This is a genomic window from Prevotella sp. AM23-5 (assembly GCF_003473645.1).
GTDB lineage: Bacteria > Bacteroidota > Bacteroidia > Bacteroidales > Bacteroidaceae > Prevotella > Prevotella copri_A.
This window is the reverse complement of the sequence record NZ_QUCG01000018.1, coordinates 1-17,898: the sequence shown is the minus strand read 5'-3', so window position 1 is coordinate 17,898 and position 17,898 is coordinate 1. Positions and strand designations below refer to the sequence as shown.

The window sequence follows — 17,898 nt, the reverse complement described above, 5'->3', positions numbered from 1 at the left end:
CCTTTTCATTTATTTCTTGATGAAAAAGAGGAGCGCCATTCTTCCTACGTATGTACCTATCATCTTTCTGAACATGGTATATTTCTTGGTGTATTCCTTGTCTGGAAGTGGATAGAGTCCATGCTTTCTCAACTTCTTGATGGCGTGGTTCAGGGCTATCAGCGAATGTTTCAGTCGGATATTGTTCACCAGATAATCCATCGAGAGTTGGGCGATGCGGCGACTCAGCGCCTGTCTTTCTGCCACCGGAATCTTATCCAGCAGTTTCTGCAGATGCAGGATTACCTCCAGGCTGTTATCCATTTTCTGGCTAATCTTCTCATGATCCATCTGATGGGTTACGGAGTTCGGGTTCTCACGATAGTAATAAGCCTCAGTCTCCATCTTGAAGATTCTTTCGGCACGCAGGAAAAGCTGAGAGGTAAACTCCTCATCTTCTCCATATACGATGCCCGGCGTAAACTGCAGGGTTCCTCTGATGCTGCTGCGGAAAATATAGGAGCAGGCAGAACCATGCAGGTTATGATTGCTCATATAGGCTGTGCCCGATATCGGAGTCGGCAATTCATAAGGAGGAGTATCCGTCTGCCTGTTTTTTACATAGTTGAAAGTCACGATGTCTGGCTGATGATATCTTACGATGTCTAGACAATGTTCGTAGGCGGTCTGTACCAGATAGTCGTCGCCATCCACAAACTGGATGAATCTGCCCTTGGCTATCATCATACCATAATTTCTAGCCACGCTGGCTCCCCGGTTAGGCTGACGCAGATAGATGATATCCTGCAGATATTCCGTGAGTCCGTTAATCGCACAGATATCGCTTCCATCATCCACGAGGATGATTTCTCTTTCCTTGGCATTGAGTGAGAGCTGGAGGATGCTTTTGAGGCATTCCTCCAGATATTCCGTAGGCATATTGTAAGTGGTGATGATGAAACTTACTAAGGGTGCCTGTATATTCTGTGTATGAGATGATTGATTTTGCATAATGAATGATAACCTAAAATATTGAATAGTTTGAGTTTGAATGAATGAATCCCCGTCTTTCCTTCCAGCCATTTCACGGCGTGGATAAGGGGAGGATCCGGTTCATATCTTCCTGATAAATCGTAGAGATCGAGCAGGACATTGAGATGCTGCGTCAGGAAATCTTCTAATGAAGACTGATATTTCTGCAGGATTTCTTCTATTGCTTCCATTTGTAGCTTGGTTTCTTCTGTTGCTCCCATTTGTAGCTTCATCTTTTCTTTACCCGCTATTTTCAGCTTCATCAAAGCCTGCCTCTGTCCCAGATACAGCTGAAGCAGATCGGGATATTTTGCCTGCGATGTAATGCCGTGAGGATTCCAGTAATAGAGATACTTCCCTACATCCGTCACCCTTATTTTCAATGGCGGAGGAGGAACCACCGCTCTATCCGGATTAATCTCAGTCTCCGTCAGCCCTATCAGTTTCGGAATCGTCCACACATCCTCGAAGCTTTTTCCTTTCGGAAATTCGATGTTCTGAAACAGCGAACGCCTGAATATCTTGTTGCAGGCATAGGTATGATGATAGCCCTTTTCCGCCAACCAGTATTCGATGGCATTCTGATAGGTTTTCGGAGCGAAGGAGAGGAGCTTTTCCCGATGGGGATGACCGATTCTCTCCATGATGGGATATTCCAGAATATCCACATCGGGATGTTGATAAAGTTCTTCCATCAGCTGTTGAAGCGAGTTTTCCCCAATCGCATCATCACTGTCTATAAAGGTGATATACAATCCTTTAGCCATCTTTATCCCCACATTTCTGGCATCGCTTAAACCTCCGTTTTCCTTGTGGATAACGTGGATACGACTATCTTTCCCGGCATATTCATCGCAGAGCAGAGGGCATGCATCAGGCGATCCATCATCTACGAGAATCAGCTCGTAGCTGGTGAATGATTGCTGCAGGATACTCCCGATGCATCTTTCGAGCGTATCTTCGGCACGATATATGGGGATGATGATACTTAGTTTCATTGCTTGCTCTCTTGATATTTCTGATAGAAGATAGAATTTCTGATAGAAGATGCTGTCTCTTTTATCTGATGATGGCAATTTTGCAGACGGTACCCTTCTCTCCGTTGCTGGTAGCGGTTTCCACCATATAGATTCCGCTAGCCACTCTTCTGCCTTTCAGGTCGTAGCCGTTCCAGGTATAGGTGCCGCCGTTGCTTCTGCCCTGGTTCACCAGGGTTCCGCTGGTACTGACTATCTTCACATCCGCATCCAGCGACAGACCGGTGATGGTGATGAGTCCTGTATAGTCTGGCTTTACCGGGTTCGGATAAGCCCATACATTGTCTTGGGTCATCTCTTCGTTGGTGGCGGTAGCATCGCTCATATAGGAGCAGAGACCCTTGTTGGTTCCGATAAACACCTCACCGGTAGCATCGTTGATGGCGAGCGATTCGATGTTGTTCGACAGCAGCTTACTGTTGGTTGTCGTGAAGTGATGAATCTGCTCCATATTGTCGGCGCTGATGAGATAGACACCGTTGTTGCTGGTACCAAACCATTTTCTGTTTGCCTGATCCACTGCCATGCAGGTAATATCCACACCGCCCAGCAGATAGTCGGCATAATTGGTACCGTCGTTTCTCGGCACTTTCACCTGGGTAAGCGTTGACTGCGTATCATCCAGGATATGCGGAGTGATGTAGAAAGGTCCCTGGTCGGTTCCTATCCACAGATTATGCTCCAGGTCTTCCTTGATGCATCTGATATAATAGAGATTAATTTCCGCACCATCCTGGTTGGTGAAGGGCTTGCTGAACATCTTCACCTCATCAGTTTCCGGCTGATAGCAGACGATGGCTGGAGTTTCATGATTGTCATTCACAAACCACAGCCTGCCCTGCCTGTCCTTCATCAGACCCGTCATCGCCGAAAGACTGTAGCCGTTCGCATTCAATGTCTTCTGGTCGTGGGCTATCAACTGGTTATCTTTCATCTCGATGATGGAGCGGTGGGTAGCCTGACTGTTGAGAATCCACAGCTTTCCGCTTTCATCCGATAGCAGACTATGCACCAGCACATAGTTGTTGTCCAGCACCGTTCCTCTATCCACGGCAGCTTCCAGGATACTGTTGTCCTTATTATAATAATGTGTCAGTTTGCCGTCTGTAAACTCATAGAGTCCGGTTCTGCCCGAAGCAAACACGTGGTTCGGATCGTGGATATCCGGTTCTACACAGTTGATATCCTGATACTGATAACCCGTCGTATTCCTGATGTCATCCTGATAGATGGTCCAGTTATCCCGGTTCAATACCTGGATGGTACCGGGACGGGTATCAAGAGAAATTCCCGAAAGAAAGGCGCCGCCGCAGGTATAGAGCTGGTTGTGGATAAACTTCATATACCAGAAATGATTATACTTCGGTCCTCCTGGCAGCAAGCTGCTTACCAGCTTCATCAGTTCGCTCTTGTCCTCTTTTTGGGGAGCGGTATAAGCCCCCACCTTGCTCCATCGGTTTCTGTCGAGCAGGTTGTCAGAGAGGGCAGCGCGATAGGTACCTTCCTCCTTGCTGTAGGCATAGATCTGGTTATCCCTGATTTCGCACCAGTTCACCTTGAATCCCAGTGTATAAGTATCGCTGATTTCCCCATCCGCCATATTGAGCTTGATGATGCCCAGTCCATAGCACAGATAGGCGAATTTGCCATACATATAGATATCGTTGATGGTCTTGTCGCCCGTGATGGTGGCAGCATAGTAATCCGGCAGATTCTGCACGCTCCAGTTCTGGGTGTTCATCAGGTCGATGTTGGCATTGCTGTAGAGGATGAGCAGCCGCTTGGCAGTCTTGTTGTAAGCGATGTGCTGGATATCGCAGTCGTTCAGGAAATCCATCTTGCTGAAGGTCTGAATGCTCTGGTTGTTTCTGTTGTAAGCATAGAGATTGCTGGAAGCCTGCACGAATATCCAGTTGCCGGCTTCTTCTATTTCCTGCACTTCGCTGTACGCCATATAGGCTTTCCAGTCGCCGATGGCGGCGCTGCTCTGGAAAGTGGCAACCTGAAGAATCAGGAACGAGAGGAGTATCCATATTTTCTTTCTCATCTATCTAAATGTATATAATATAATAACTTATATATATTAAACATAAAAATACTGGGTTTATTGCCTGTGAGCCTGGCTTTTATTGGCAGACTCAGCAGCGGAAAGAGATACTGGCAAGGTGGATAGAGATGCCATCTTTTCAGCTTGTGGGCATAGTCGATGATTTTGGAATAGCCCTGCAGTTCATTCCTGAACTGATAGAGGATGCGCAGGCTTTCCTCTGTTTTATAGAGAAACGACATGTTGCCTATAAAGTGTTCATAACCCAGTGGATTATCCACGTGAAGAATCGGTATCTGATTGTCTTTTAGATTCTTGCCCCAAAGCACATCTTCATATCCATAGTGGGAAAACCGTTCATCGAATGGGTGTTTCAGCAGGATGCTTCGCTTCACGATAAAGTTGGAGGTGTGGAAGTCTGCATAGGGATGAGTCTGTCGCTGGAGATGATTTCCGTTCTGCGTGCCGGCTGATTCGAAAATGTATCGTAGGTTATATTTCAGTCGTTCTCTGGTTTCAGCATCCCGTTTTATCTGATATCCTCCATAGACCACATCGCTTTCTTTTTCTTTTAGATAATTGGCAAGATACTGATGGCTGATCACGTTCATGTTGCTGTCGATAAAAAGTAGCCAGGGATATTTCGCCTCCCTTGCCAGGAAGTTGCGGATGGCAGCCCTGCCCACGTTCTCTTTTCTCTCGATGTAGCGGCAATGGGGGAGGTTGTTGATGATACGGTTGCCTTCTATGGTTCTTTCATCCGTAGAACCATCATCGGCGACTAATATTTCATATTCGAAATGAGAGGATGAAGAGAGGGAATCTGAAGATGAATACAATAACGATGCTTGAGCTTGCAGGGATTTTACAAGCTCAACGCATACATTATTATATGTAGGGATTAATATCGAAAGGGTATTAATCATTTTTGTTCTTTAAGTATTCAGCCAGTTTAGCCACGGCTCTGGCTCTATGGCTGATGCCGTTCTTGATTTCCTCACCCAGCTGGGCGAAACTCTGGTCGTAGCCTTCCGGAACGAAGATCGGGTCGTAGCCGAAACCTTCGGTGCCGTGCTTCTCGGTAGCGATATGCCCCTCTACGATACCATCAAACTGATGGATTTTCTTGATGCTGGTGCATCCGCAAGGGCAGACATCCTTCTTCTCGATGTAGCAGATCACGGTGCGGAAGCGGGCCTTTCTGTTCTCCTTTCCATTTAGTTCTCTGAGCAGTTTAGCCATGTTTGCCTCGCTGTCGTGGTCGGTGCCTTCAGCATAGCGGGCACTGTGAACACCCGGAGCACCATCCAGCGCCTCCACTTCCAGACCGGTATCATCGGCAAAGCAGCTCAGGTGATAATGGTCGTAAACATACTGCGCCTTCTGCAAGGCATTCTCCTCCAGCGTGTTTCCTGTTTCAGGAATATCCACATCGCATCCTATCTCCTTCAGCGAAACCACCTCGTAGTCGCTGCCCAGAATATCGCGGATTTCCTGGAGCTTATGCTGGTTATTGGTTGCAAATACTATCTTCATAATCACTATTTGATTTTCTTAATATCTTTCTCCTTGATTTTCACTTTCATTTCATCAAATCCCTCGCCATACACACCGATGACGGCACTCTGGCTGACAAAGGCATTCGGGTCGATAATCTTGACGATGCGGAAGATGGTGACGCTCTCGTTCTTCTTGGCAAGAATACAGAGCACCTTCATCTCGTCGCCGGTGTACCAGCCGTGGCCATCCAGAATCGTCACACCATGGTCCATCTGCGTACCGATGGCGTTGGCTATCTCCTGATACTTCTTGCTGAAGATCATGAACTGTACACTCTCTCGTTTGGCATTCATCACATAGTCGAGCACCAGGTTCTCAATCACCATGGTACAGAGACCGAATACCACCTTTCTGATGGCATCTATCGCCGTGAATTCCGGTTTCGCATTGAAGACGAAGAAGGAACTGCCCACGATGACGAGGTCCACGAAGATGAGCACACGTCCCAGCGAGATATTATGGTATTTGTTCACGATGGCGGCGATGATATCCGTTCCTCCCGTACTTCCATTGTGCAGGAAGACGATGGCGAGCGACAAGCCTGTAAACAGACAGCCGATGATGAGCGACATGAAGTCCTGTCCCTCTCCCAGCACCTGCACCATCTTGCCATTTTCACCTATCATCCAGTCTTGCGCCAGCGCCAGGAACACGGAGAGCATGATGATGGCATAGATGGTCTTCACCATGAACTTGAATCCCAAGATCTTCAGCGCGGCAAGCAGCAGGGCGGCATTGATGAGAAAATACGACAAATAGATAGGTATTCCCGTACCATAGAAGATTACGGCTGCAATACCCGTTACGCCACCCGTTACGATTTGGTATGGAAGCAGGAAGATAGTCCATCCAAATGTATAAATCAACAGACCCAGTGTAATGTAGAAATAGTCCTTGATTTCATTCTTAACTTTTTGACTGATTGCTATTTGCATAATATTTTCCTCGTATTTTTAAAGCGCAGAAGGTCGCCCATTTTTAGATGAGACGACCTTCTGGATATTATCAATAAATTACTTTTTCAACACCACGTTGACGATCTTCTTTGGTACGATGATCACCTTCAACACGTTGAATCCTTCCAAGTACTTCTGGCTCTTCTCGTCTGCCAATACCTGCTTCTGGATTTCCTCGTTAGGAGTATCCACAGGGAAAGTCATCTGGAAACGAGCTTTACCGTTGAAGGAAATGGTGAGCTGCATATCGTTCTCCTTCAGATACTGCTCATCATACTTAGGCCATGCTGCATCGCAAACGCTGCCCTGCCCGCCAAGTGCTGCCCACAACTCTTCTGCGATGTGTGGAGCGAATGGAGCGATGAGGATGACGAGGTCTGTGAGGAGTTCCTTGTTGCGGCACTTCTGCTGACCAAGTTCGTTCACCGCAATCATGAAGGCTGAGATAGAAGTGTTGTAAGAGAACTTCTCGATATCCTCACTTACCTTCTTGATGAGCTTGTGAACGCTCTTCAGGCTCTCTGGCTTCGCAGCCTCGTCGGCTGCTGGAAGGAAGTTGTCGGTACGGTTCTCGTAGAACAGACCCCAGAACTTCTTCAGGAAGCGGTGGCAACCGTCGATACCGTTGGTATCCCAAGGCTTGCTTGCCTCTACAGGACCCAGGAACATTTCGTAGAGACGCAGGGTATCGGCACCATACTTCTCGACAATCATATCTGGATTCACCACGTTGAACATACTCTTAGACATCTTCTCGATAGCCCATCCGCAGATGTACTTGCCATCCTCCAGGATGAACTCAGCGTTCTGATACTCAGGGCGCCAAGCCTTGAATGCCTCGATATCCAATACATCGTTGCTTACGATGTTTACATCTACGTGGATAGGAGTTACGTCGTAATCCTTCTTCAGGTTCAGGCTTACGAATACAGGAGCCTTGTCGTGGTCATCGCTGTTGATGCGGTAAACGAAGTTAGAGCGACCCTGGATCATACCCTGGTTCACCAGCTTCTGGAATGGCTCTTCCTTGCAGCTTACGCCGAGGTCGAAGAGGAACTTGTTCCAGAAACGGGAGTAAATCAAGTGACCGGTAGCATGCTCGCAACCACCTACGTAGAGGTCCACGTTCTGCCAGTACTCATCAGCCTTCTTGCCTACGAGTGCCTCATTGTTGTGAGGATCCATGTAGCGCAGGTAGTAAGCAGAAGAACCTGCGAAACCTGGCATGGTGTTGAGCTCCAGTGGGAATACGGTCTTGTTATCTACGAGGCTCTTGTCAACCACCTCTTTCTTCTCAGCATCCCAAGCCCACTTCTTGGCTCTGCCCAATGGAGGCTCGCCAGTTTCTGTTGGCTTGTAGGTCTCAATCTCAGGCAATTCGAGTGGCAGGCAATCCTCTGGAACCATCTGTGGCATTCCGTCCTTGTAATATACTGGGAATGGCTCACCCCAGTAGCGCTGACGTGAGAAGATGGCGTCGCGGAGACGATAGTTTACCTTTACTCTACCGATGCCCTTCTCGGTAACAAACTTCTTGGTAGCTGCGATAGCCTCCTTCACGGTGAGTCCGTTCAGAGAGAAACCGTCCATGCTGCTCTTGCCTGCTACAGGTGAGTTGGTTACGATACCTTCCTTGGCATCGAAGCTCTCCTCTGAAACATCAGCACCCTCGATAAGAGGAATGATAGGCAGGTTGAAGTGCTTGGCAAAGGCGTAGTCACGGCTATCGTGAGCTGGCACTGCCATGATGGCACCTGTACCATATCCTGCCAATACATATTCTGAAATCCATACAGGGATTGCCTCGCCGGTGAATGGATTGATGGCGTAGCTTCCTGAGAATACACCGGTTACGCTGTGGTTAGCCATACGGTCCAACTCGGTGCGCTTCTTCACGTAGTCCAGATACTTCTCCACCTCTTCCTTCTGCTCGGCAGTAGTTACCTGCTGAACATACTCGCTCTCTGGAGCCAGCACCATGAAGGTAACACCAAACATGGTATCGGCACGGGTGGTGAAGATGGTGAACTTCACGTCGCTGTCCTTTACAGAGAATACTACCTCTGTACCCTCAGAACGGCCAATCCAGTTTTTCTGGGTTTCCTTGATACTGTCGCTCCACTGGATGGTCTCCAAACCGTCGAGCAATCGCTGAGAGTAAGCAGATGTTCTCAAACACCACTGCTGCATCTTCTTCTGGATGACAGGATAACCGCCACGCTCACTTACGCCGTTTACCACCTCGTCGTTGGCAAGCACAGTACCCAGACCTGGGCACCAGTTAACCATGGTCTCGCCGAGGTAAGCAATGCGGTAGTTCATCAGAATCTGCTGCTTCTTCAGGTCGTCGAAGCTGTTCCATTCCTCGGCAGTGAAGTCGATCTGCTCGTTCTGAGCCACGTTCAAGTCAGCAGAACCCTTCTCCTCGAAGCGCTTGATGAGCTTTTCGATAGGCTGAGCCTTCTGGCAGCCGTTGCAGAAGAATGAGTTGAACATCTTCTGGAAAGCCCACTGAGTCCAATGGTAATACTTAGGGTCGCAGGTACGAACCTCACGATCCCAATCGAAGCAGAAGCCAATCTTGTCGAGCTGCTCGCGGTAGCGGTTGATGTTGGCTACGGTAGTAACCTCTGGGTGCTGACCAGTCTGGATAGCATACTGCTCTGCAGGCAATCCGTAAGCATCGTAACCCATAGGGTTCAGTACGTTGAATCCGTTCAAACGCTTGTAGCGGGCATAGATATCGCTAGCGATATAACCAAGTGGGTGACCTACGTGCAAACCCGCTCCTGATGGATAAGGGAACATGTTGAGCACATAGAATTTCTTCTTGTTTTCATCTTCTGTCACCTTGTAGGTCTTGTTTTCGACCCATTTCTGGTGCCATTTCTTCTCGATTTCTCTGAAGTTGTATTCCATTGTCTTTATCTAATTATTTTGTTTCTTTTCTTAAATATAATAAGGTAAAACCCCATTCAAGGTGCAAAATTACATTTATTTTAGCACATTACAAAATAAAATGCAAGTTTTTTATGATTTTAATGCCTGGGTATGCTAGCATTTCATCACCCTTTTGTCTTTAGGAGATAATTATTATTAAAAAACTTGAAAACATTTGGCTGTCTCGTTTTTTATTGCGTAATTTGCGTTGCGTAAAAAGCGCAATGGCTATTTAGTAAGCGACCGTTTCTTTGCGAAGTGGCTGGTGAGAGGGGGAATCACATCATAGTCCTTTCATAATTCTGGTGGCATATAGATTTCGATATGTAAATAATATTCTAGAAAAGGACAATAGAGAAGAAACTCCCGTAAAATGGGGAAAAAAGAGATTGAAAATTTTCCCTTAAGGATTTTTATTTTTTTCCTTAAGGGAAAATAATTTTTCCTTAAGGGAAATAAAATCTTCCCTTAAGAGATTATTTTCATTGCATTTAACTTGTAAAGTTATTTATAGTTGCTTCTGCGTAATGCTCTATTAATGAAGATTTACCACAGTGCAACTTTTCCTGCAATTCCCAAGTCAATAGTTGCTGTTCCTATACCCAATGCCTTGAACACTCTTCTCATTGTTGGAATAGTTATGCTGTAACCTCTTTCCAATCGAGAAATTTGCGCTCTTTTCACTCCAATACGCTCACCAAGTTGTTCTTGGGTCAAGTTCTGTTCTATACGAGTTTTCTTGATAGCTTCGCCCAATCTATAAGCGTGCAAGGCTTCATCTACATCACTTTCGAAAGCATCACGTTTAGGAGTGCCTACTTTTCCGAAATGCTTGTCAAGCACATCGTCTAATGGAGTAAGATTCATTTGTGGCATACATTTTCATTTTGAATACAAAGGTAAACATAATGTTTCATAAACAAGAAACATTATGAAGAAAAGACATCACGAAGCCTCTTTTTTAACATTTACGGAAGAGGTAATTGCGTATAAGAAACTTGCTTTTGAGTCCTTGCTCATAGAGAATCCACAGACTGATAATAAAATCTAAAAAACAAATGAATTTAATTTTGCCTTTTTGCATAACTTATATTGCACGCCAATTACATCGCCCCTCCATTAGAGTCAGTTGTAGCGAAACAAAGTTGCTTTTTATTTACTCTCTTGTATAGATGGTTTTACATCTGTCAGAGTAATAGGTTTCCCTTCTTTGTTGCATTTTGCAATGGCTTCATTGGCAACTTTCATCTCGTTTAATGCATTTGCTTCATAAATCTACGTAAAACAAACGTAAAAAGTCTGTGTACTAATATTTTAGTAAAAAAGATATGCCCTCTTGCTTCACAGCAAAAGGGCATACGCTTAGTTTTCATTTATAGAATAGTGTAAGTCAATAAATGAACCAAATTTAAAAACTTATCTTATAAACCTAATCTTACTATAAGCCTATTCTAAAACTCATTATTGTGATAAATAGTTATTCTGTCCATCCTGGGTTCTGGGTCAGGTTCTTGTTCAAAGCCAACTGGTCGATTGGCAATGGATACAACCAACGACGGTCGTTGTCTGACCACTTGCGACCTGCAGCATCGTCATAGCTCTCTGCGTAGATGCGAAGATAGGTCTTGCCGTTATATACACGGGTGTTGCTGCTATCGAAAGCGTAGATCTCGTTGTACTGCTCCTTCACCTTGTCGGTAACACGGATACCCAGAGTAGTAAGAGGATTCTCCAACAACTTCATCGCATTCCAGCGCTTCAAGTCGTCCATACGGAAACCTTCGCCAACCAACTCGATACGGCGCTCACGACGAATCTCGTAGAGCAGGTTAGAAAGCTCATAACCATAGTTGATAGGCTTCTGGTCGGCAACTGGGTTCACGGTGAGGTGAGCCATATCTACACGGTCACGAAGCTGGTTGATGGTCTTGTCAAGAACAGCCTGAGTGCATGTACCCAACTCGGCATTAGCCTCGGCGTTGATGAGCAATACCTCTGCATAACGGTAGATGAACCAGTCGTAAGAGGTGTTGCGAGCCTGCCACTGAGTCTCGTCAGCAGAGTGGAACTTGGTACATGGATAACCTGTTACACCACCAGAAACAGAGCAGTCTGGCATCTTGTTCTGCACCTGCTTGTTGTTGCGGAGCCAGAATGGCTTGTGGTTGTTGTCGATGAGCTGATAGAGACGTGGATCGCGGTTGGCAATCTCTTCTTCCAGATTGTCATCACCCTCGTAGCCAGAACCCTCGTTATAGATAGGAGTACCATCCTTCATCAGGAACGACTCGATGAAGTCCTTGCTCAAGCCCATACCATTGCCACCAGCCTGACGGCCAGTCTCGTGGGTAAGGACACCTGTCTCGTAGAAGCGTGCCAAAATAGCCTCCTTGTTGTCAGAAAGGTCTTCTTGAACAAACAGGTTGGCATAGCTGAGTGGATAACCCTCGTATGCTCTTGTGCCGGCACCTGCGTCAGTACCCTTTACGATTTCATACTTACCGCTGTTGATGATCTCGTCGGTCAGCTCCTTAGCCTTTGTAATCAAGCTTTCTGCTGTCAAGCCCTCAGAACCAGCCTCGTGGTGATACTTCATATAAGTACCGTAGTAGAGACAAACGCGAGCCAACTGGGTGCGGGCTGCATCCTTGTGCAGACGACCCTTCTCTGCCATTGTCTTCTCTGGGAGCCACTGGATAGCGAACTCCAAGTCCTCGATTACCTTCTTCAATACGAAGTTGCGTGGGTCACGACCCTTGAAGAGCTCTGCCTCATCACCTGTCTGGAGGTCAGACTCATACCAAGGCACATCACCGAAATTACGGATCTTGCTATAGTAATCCTGTGCTCTGAAGAAACGAACCTCAGCTACATACTTGTTGATGTCAGCCTCAGAGCCAGAAGCAGTCTGATAACGCTTCAGGAAGTAGTTGCAGCTACGCACGTTACCCCAGCCCCAGCCACCGCCTGATGTTGGAACGGTGTAGTTGTTGAACAAATAACCACTTGGGCTATTGGTTACAAAGTTATCACTCTCGCCATCAAGAGTAGAAGAAGCACCAGCCAGCATGTTGCTGTAGATACCATTGGCGTACATCTTGAGGTCGTTGGCGCTCTTCCAGTATGATTTATCTGTAAATGAGTCTTGTGGGCTCAAATCGGTATAGTTGCAAGATGCAAGTGTCATACCGGCCATCATACTCAAAATGAATATATTTTTAATTTTCATTGTCTGTCTATTTAAGCATTAATAATACACTCTTTCCTAACTCTCGAACATTATAATGTTAAGTTCAAACCAACAGAGATCTTCTTGTTGATAGGGTAAGTCATGTTACCAAGTGTTTCAGGATCAGCAAACTTCACCTTCATTGGAGTCAATGTCAGGAGGTTTTCACCCTGTACAAATACTCTGAGGCGAGCAATACCTACCTTCTTCAACAAGCTAGATGGAACAGTATAACCCAAAGTTACGTTCTTCAAACGCAAGTATGCAGCATTCAGCATATAGCGTGAAGAGGTATTGTGGTTACTGCCATTTACACTGTAGTGATGGAGTTTTGGGAAGTAAGCATCACGATTATCCTCTGTCCAGTAGTCGAGAGAGGTGGTCTGTGGAGTACACCACTCGTCTGTGAAGCCCCAGAACTGGGCACCACCCCAACCACCGAAGTAGTCGCGCTTACCGATACCCTGCCAGAACATCTCGAAGTCGAAGCCCTTGTAGTCAGCACCTGCTGTGATACCGTATGCATAGCGAGGAGTTGAGTTACCGAGAATCTTGCGGTCGCCTGGCTTATCTACTGTACCTTCGCCCCAAGTTACCTTGCCGTCACCATCGATATCTTCAAACTTCACGTCACCTGCACTCCAGTGGCCGCCGTTGATAGCCTTCTGATCCCACTTGGCTGCTTCCTCGTCGCTCTGGAAGAGTCCGTTAGATACCAAACCCCAGATTTCGCCAATCTTCTCACCTACATAGTGGTCGCCGAGGAGTTTTGCATCATTAGAGTACTTGGTGATTTCAGACTGATAGTCAGACAATACACCCTTGATGTGATAGCCCAAACCGCAGCTTAAGCGATCGTTCCACTCTACAGAAACTTCCCAACCTGTGGTCTTCATGTTGGCAGCGTTGCTTCTTGGCTCGCTAGTACCGAGCACAGAAGGCAGGGTAGCACCTCTGGTCAACATATCCTTGGTGTCACGGCGATACCAGTCGAAAGATGCACTCAGTCGGTTGTTGAGCCATGTTGCATCGATACCGAGGTCGAGCTGGTTCACGGTCTCCCATGTAAATGAGCTACTTACCAAGCCAGGAGCGTAAACTGCTACAGGGCGTGTGCCGCCGAGCAATACGCCAGCCTTGGTGCTTACACCGTAGGTAGCCAGGTAAGGGAAGTTACCAGATACGTTCTGGTTACCGAGAGAACCGTAAGATCCGCGAATCTTCAGGTTGTCCCACCAGCTGCGCAATGGCTCGAAGAACTTCTCCTCTGATACACGCCAAGCGATAGAGCCTGAAGGGAAGAACGCATAGCGGTTACCCTTAGCGAACTTAGAAGAACCATCCTCACGACCGTTGAACTCGAAGAGGTACTTGCCCATGAAGTCGTAGTTGAAACGGAAGAAGAGACCATTGGTTGCCCACATGCTCTCGCTACCGCTGGTAGAAATATCACCATATGCGAGGTTGATCTGTGGAGTATCGTTGTCGATGAGGTTCTTGCGGCCCACCCAGTGATACTTGTTGTGCTTCTTCTCCTGGTTGTAACCTACGAGCACCTTGAAGTTATGCTTCTCTGCCAAAGACAGTGAGTACTCAGCAAATACGTTGAATGCCTGATAGTAGTCATCGTAGTTAGATACGGTGATACTGCTTGGGTTAGTCCAAGGATAGTAGTTCTCTGTACCTGGAACGGCTGTATAGTCGTAGAAGTTACGTACGTGCTCGTTAGCGTTTCTGCCGTAGAAGTTCCATGTATAGTCAGCATTGATCACGAGACCCTTGATAGGAGTGATGCGTACGGCACCAGTCATCCACAAGTCGTTCTGGCGATACTTGGCGTTACCACCCTGCTCCATGATAGCGATAGGGTTGGTGTAGCTACCCTGACCTGCATAGTGTCCATCAGGATGCTTTACTGGCATCAATGGGCTCAAGTCGTTCTTCATCATACCTGAGTATGCGCTCAAACCTGAGTAGGCAGTAGGGTTCATAGCTGTAGTACCACCGGTAGGGTGAAGCTCTGATGTATAGGTATGAGTAATCTTAGCGCTTACATTCAACCACTTGGTAATGTTGGAAGAGATGTTTACGTTAGCGTTGTACTTCTTGTACTTATCGTCGCCAGCGGTCAAGATACCCTTCTGGTCGTTCATACCGAGAGATGCATAGTAGGTAGTACGGTCGTTACCGCCGCTGATGCTGGCATTGTAGATCTGAGAGAATGAAGTCTTGTAAAGCTCATTCCACCAGTCGGTATTGCCGCAATAGCCATACTTAGCCTTGTCGTATGCCTCGTCGAAGAATACAGGATCCTTACGGGTTCCGTTGAAGTATTCCTCTGTATATTTATAAACCTGATCCTTGAAGTATCGGCCAGAACCACCGTCATTCTTGTTAGCCTCATCCATCATCTTGAGGTACTGCATAGAGTTAACGTTGTGGTATGACTTGGCAGGGCTCTGCCAGTAGCCTGTAGCGTTGAAAGAGATGGTTGGCTTGTCGCTCTTGCGACCCTTCTTGGTAGTAATCAAAATCACACCGTATGCTGCACGTGCACCATAGATGGCTGCAGAAGAAGCATCCTTCAAAACAGAGATAGACTCAACGTCTTCTGGATTCACGAGGTTGGCATCCATCTGAACGTTATCAACCAATACCAATGGGCTACCGCCGTTCAAAGACGTGTTACCACGGATATTGTAGCTAGAGCTGGCACCAGGAGCACCACCACTGTTCATAGATACGTTCAAGTTAGGAACAACACCCTGAAGACCCTGACCGATGTTGGTGATAGGACGGTTTTCCAATACCTTACCATCCACGTTGGCAACAGCACCAGAGAGGTTTACCTTCTTCTGTGTACCATAACCTACGACAACGACTTCTTCCAAGCCCTGTGTATCTTCTGCGAGAGTTACATTGAGACTTGTGCCGTTCCACTTGATTTCACTGTTCACGAAACCAATATAAGAGATAACGATTGTAGTACCCTTGTTTACACCTGAAAGGGTAAAATTGCCGTCCAAATCGGTAACGGTAGCATTCTTGGTACCTTTCACTGATACAGAAGCACCAATAATAGGTTCACCGGTAGCATCCTTTACCACACCCTTACAAACAGCACCTTGCTGTGCAATCATTGCTGCACCCAATGTGTTTGAGGTAGAAACAGTACTCGCATTGGCGCCACCTACTAAGATCGTAGATAGTAATAGGGTCATGCCAAACTGACTTTTTTTGCTCATAATTGTTTGGTTTTAATTGTTATATTATATAGTATTGTAGATAATCAGATTCTTAATTATTTAATTGTCTGACTAAGTGTATATATATTGATTCAATTAATGATTCTTATTGCTTAGGCTTATTATATTTAATAACCGGTTGCAAATTTACGATATTTTTTAGTAAGTTGTCTGAAAAAAAAGTTAATAATCATTAAAGGGGCGAAAAAACATATAAAATTTGCTTTTTCGCCCCCTATCCTTATTTAATATAGATTCTCACCTTATTTAATATAGATTCTTTCTTCTTTCCGGTAGAAATCAGCAGAAGAAGCTGTAGCCCCAGATGGCCTGCATCATTCTGGCACAGAGCGAAGAGAAATTCTGATAGAGCTTAGGCGACCACTTCGTCATCCCATACAGCTCCTTCTTCTCCAGAAACATCTCCTCGGTCCATTCGGTATAATCGTATTCATTGAAGTAGCGGGAGTAATCGCTCAGATTATCTGCCGTAAAGCGGAGACGGGGGTCGATGGTGCCAAACCACTCGATACTCATCATCTGATGGGCAAAGGTGGCGAAGGTGCTCTCATGCTTGATCAGGTTGAGATGCTTCAGCACGCTCCATACGCAGAACCACTGGTTCTTCCGGGTTATCAGATTCACCATCTTGGAGATGGATTTCTTCAACTCCTCCAGATTCACCGAACGGCCCTTCACCGTAAGATAGAATACCTCATTATGAAGCGACTGCTCGAATTCTTCCGGAAATTCGATGGCACGGATGCGCTGCGTGATAATCTGGTATTTAGCCACAGCATCCACGAGCTTCAGAAATTCCTCGTTCGTGAAACTCACTTTTATCAGCGAAGCACCCAACTGGCTCACATCATCTGCACTATTGAGAAACAGCAGGAGCAGATTCTGGGGCACCAGATGCTTCAACTCCCTTCTCGCCTGGAGCCATTGGTCCACGTTGAGCGGTTTGCCATCGTTGTCGTACTGCAGATTGGAGAAATACAGTTCCAGCTTTTCGCTGCTGTCCTTTTCCGAGATGTATTTCTGTATCGCCCATTCCGTTAATCGAGCCGCTTCCTCGGGTGTCATTTCTGAATCTGTAACGTGGCAGACTCTGCGGAAATGCAGCACCAGATAGCTGGCGAGGCAATAGAGGCGGATGAGATACCACAGACGTTCCTCGTATCTCACCCCCGGGAACTTCGTGATTTTATGATATTTCTGAATCATTTTCTCCGTATTCTGGATATCTTCCACCATCAGCTGTATCGATTCCTGGTTCATGCCATCCATCAGCAGCAGGTCGTGCAGCTTAGGCAGGAGGGTACTGATCTCTGAGGAGAACATTGGGGAAGAATGTCCTTCTACTTTTTTGCCAGCCTTGACCAGGGCAAGTACTTTTTTCATGAATTTGGTAAACTGGGTGGTGATGATGAGTTCGAAGGAGGTAAAATACATCTCGTTCTGCTCCTTGCGATGATGGGAAACATCGGTATGCTGCAAGGCGAGGTCCTGGTCTGCCAGATAGCAGAGTCGGGCTGCCTTGGTACACAGGGAGTGGATGTCGAAGGTCATCTCCTGCGAACTGTAATCTTCCCATCCGTCCATCAACACCTTGAGCATCATTGTAAAATGGTCGAGTTGACGATCGAAAACCTCGTAGCTGAATGCGGGGACTTGTTTATCTTGCTGAGTCTGTAGCATATTTCTAGTTTTATCGTGAATAGTTTGCGAAACGAAGTTCCGTTATCAGTCTGCAAATTTACGTTTTTCTATCATGATTACCAAACGTTTTCCCGTAAAACTGAAGAAATCCGCCCGATTTTCCCACGCCTTTTCCCATAGAGCCTTGGGATTTTTCCCAAATGGAGCGGAA

At 46.5% G+C, this 17,898-nt stretch carries 11 protein-coding genes; all 11 read right to left on the bottom strand.

Features of this window, described 5'->3' with window-relative positions; translation table 11 throughout:
- Positions 1-9: 9 nt before the first annotated feature.
- Positions 10-990, bottom strand: coding sequence for a glycosyltransferase (locus DW657_RS06245; RefSeq protein WP_118311827.1), 981 nt, complete (start codon positions 988-990; stop codon positions 10-12).
- Positions 945-2,009: a glycosyltransferase family 2 protein gene (locus DW657_RS06240; protein ID WP_118311826.1), complete on the bottom strand. Its 1,065-nt coding sequence runs from the start codon at positions 2,007-2,009 to the stop codon at positions 945-947. The genes DW657_RS06245 and DW657_RS06240 overlap by 46 nt, the downstream gene beginning before the upstream one ends.
- Before the next feature lie 61 nt (positions 2,010-2,070).
- Complete coding sequence (locus DW657_RS06235) at positions 2,071-4,095, bottom strand: T9SS type A sorting domain-containing protein (protein ID WP_118311825.1); 2,025 nt, start codon at positions 4,093-4,095, stop codon at positions 2,071-2,073.
- A complete protein-coding gene (locus tag DW657_RS06230; RefSeq protein WP_118311824.1) occupies positions 4,092-5,021 on the bottom strand; it encodes a glycosyltransferase family 2 protein in 930 nt (309 codons plus the stop codon). The genes DW657_RS06235 and DW657_RS06230 overlap by 4 nt, the downstream gene beginning before the upstream one ends.
- Positions 5,014-5,631: a non-canonical purine NTP diphosphatase gene (locus tag DW657_RS06225; RefSeq protein WP_118311823.1), complete on the bottom strand. Its 618-nt coding sequence runs from the start codon at positions 5,629-5,631 to the stop codon at positions 5,014-5,016. Before DW657_RS06225 ends, DW657_RS06230 begins: the two co-directional genes overlap by 8 nt.
- 5 nt (positions 5,632-5,636) lie before the next feature.
- Positions 5,637-6,590: a YitT family protein gene (locus DW657_RS06220; protein WP_118311822.1), complete on the bottom strand. Its 954-nt coding sequence runs from the start codon at positions 6,588-6,590 to the stop codon at positions 5,637-5,639.
- A gap of 78 nt (positions 6,591-6,668) precedes the next feature.
- The gene (gene leuS / locus DW657_RS06215) at positions 6,669-9,530 is read right to left on the bottom strand and encodes a leucine--tRNA ligase (RefSeq protein WP_118311821.1); all 2,862 of its coding nucleotides are present in this window, start codon (positions 9,528-9,530) and stop codon (positions 6,669-6,671) included.
- Positions 9,531-10,097: 567 nt separating this feature from the next.
- Entirely contained in the window at positions 10,098-10,427 is a 330-nt protein-coding gene (locus DW657_RS06210) for a helix-turn-helix transcriptional regulator (protein WP_118311820.1), read from the bottom strand.
- A gap of 601 nt (positions 10,428-11,028) precedes the next feature.
- Complete coding sequence (locus tag DW657_RS06205) at positions 11,029-12,780, bottom strand: RagB/SusD family nutrient uptake outer membrane protein (RefSeq protein WP_118311819.1); 1,752 nt, start codon at positions 12,778-12,780, stop codon at positions 11,029-11,031.
- A 50-nt stretch (positions 12,781-12,830) separates the two neighbouring features.
- Positions 12,831-16,025 carry a TonB-dependent receptor gene (locus DW657_RS06200; protein WP_118311818.1) on the bottom strand — a complete coding sequence of 1,065 codons (3,195 nt, stop codon included), beginning with the start codon at positions 16,023-16,025 and terminating at the stop codon, positions 12,831-12,833.
- A 300-nt stretch (positions 16,026-16,325) separates the two neighbouring features.
- Positions 16,326-17,726 carry a hypothetical protein gene (locus DW657_RS06195; protein ID WP_147381894.1) on the bottom strand — a complete coding sequence of 467 codons (1,401 nt, stop codon included), beginning with the start codon at positions 17,724-17,726 and terminating at the stop codon, positions 16,326-16,328.
- Between the last annotated feature and the right edge of the window lie 172 nt (positions 17,727-17,898).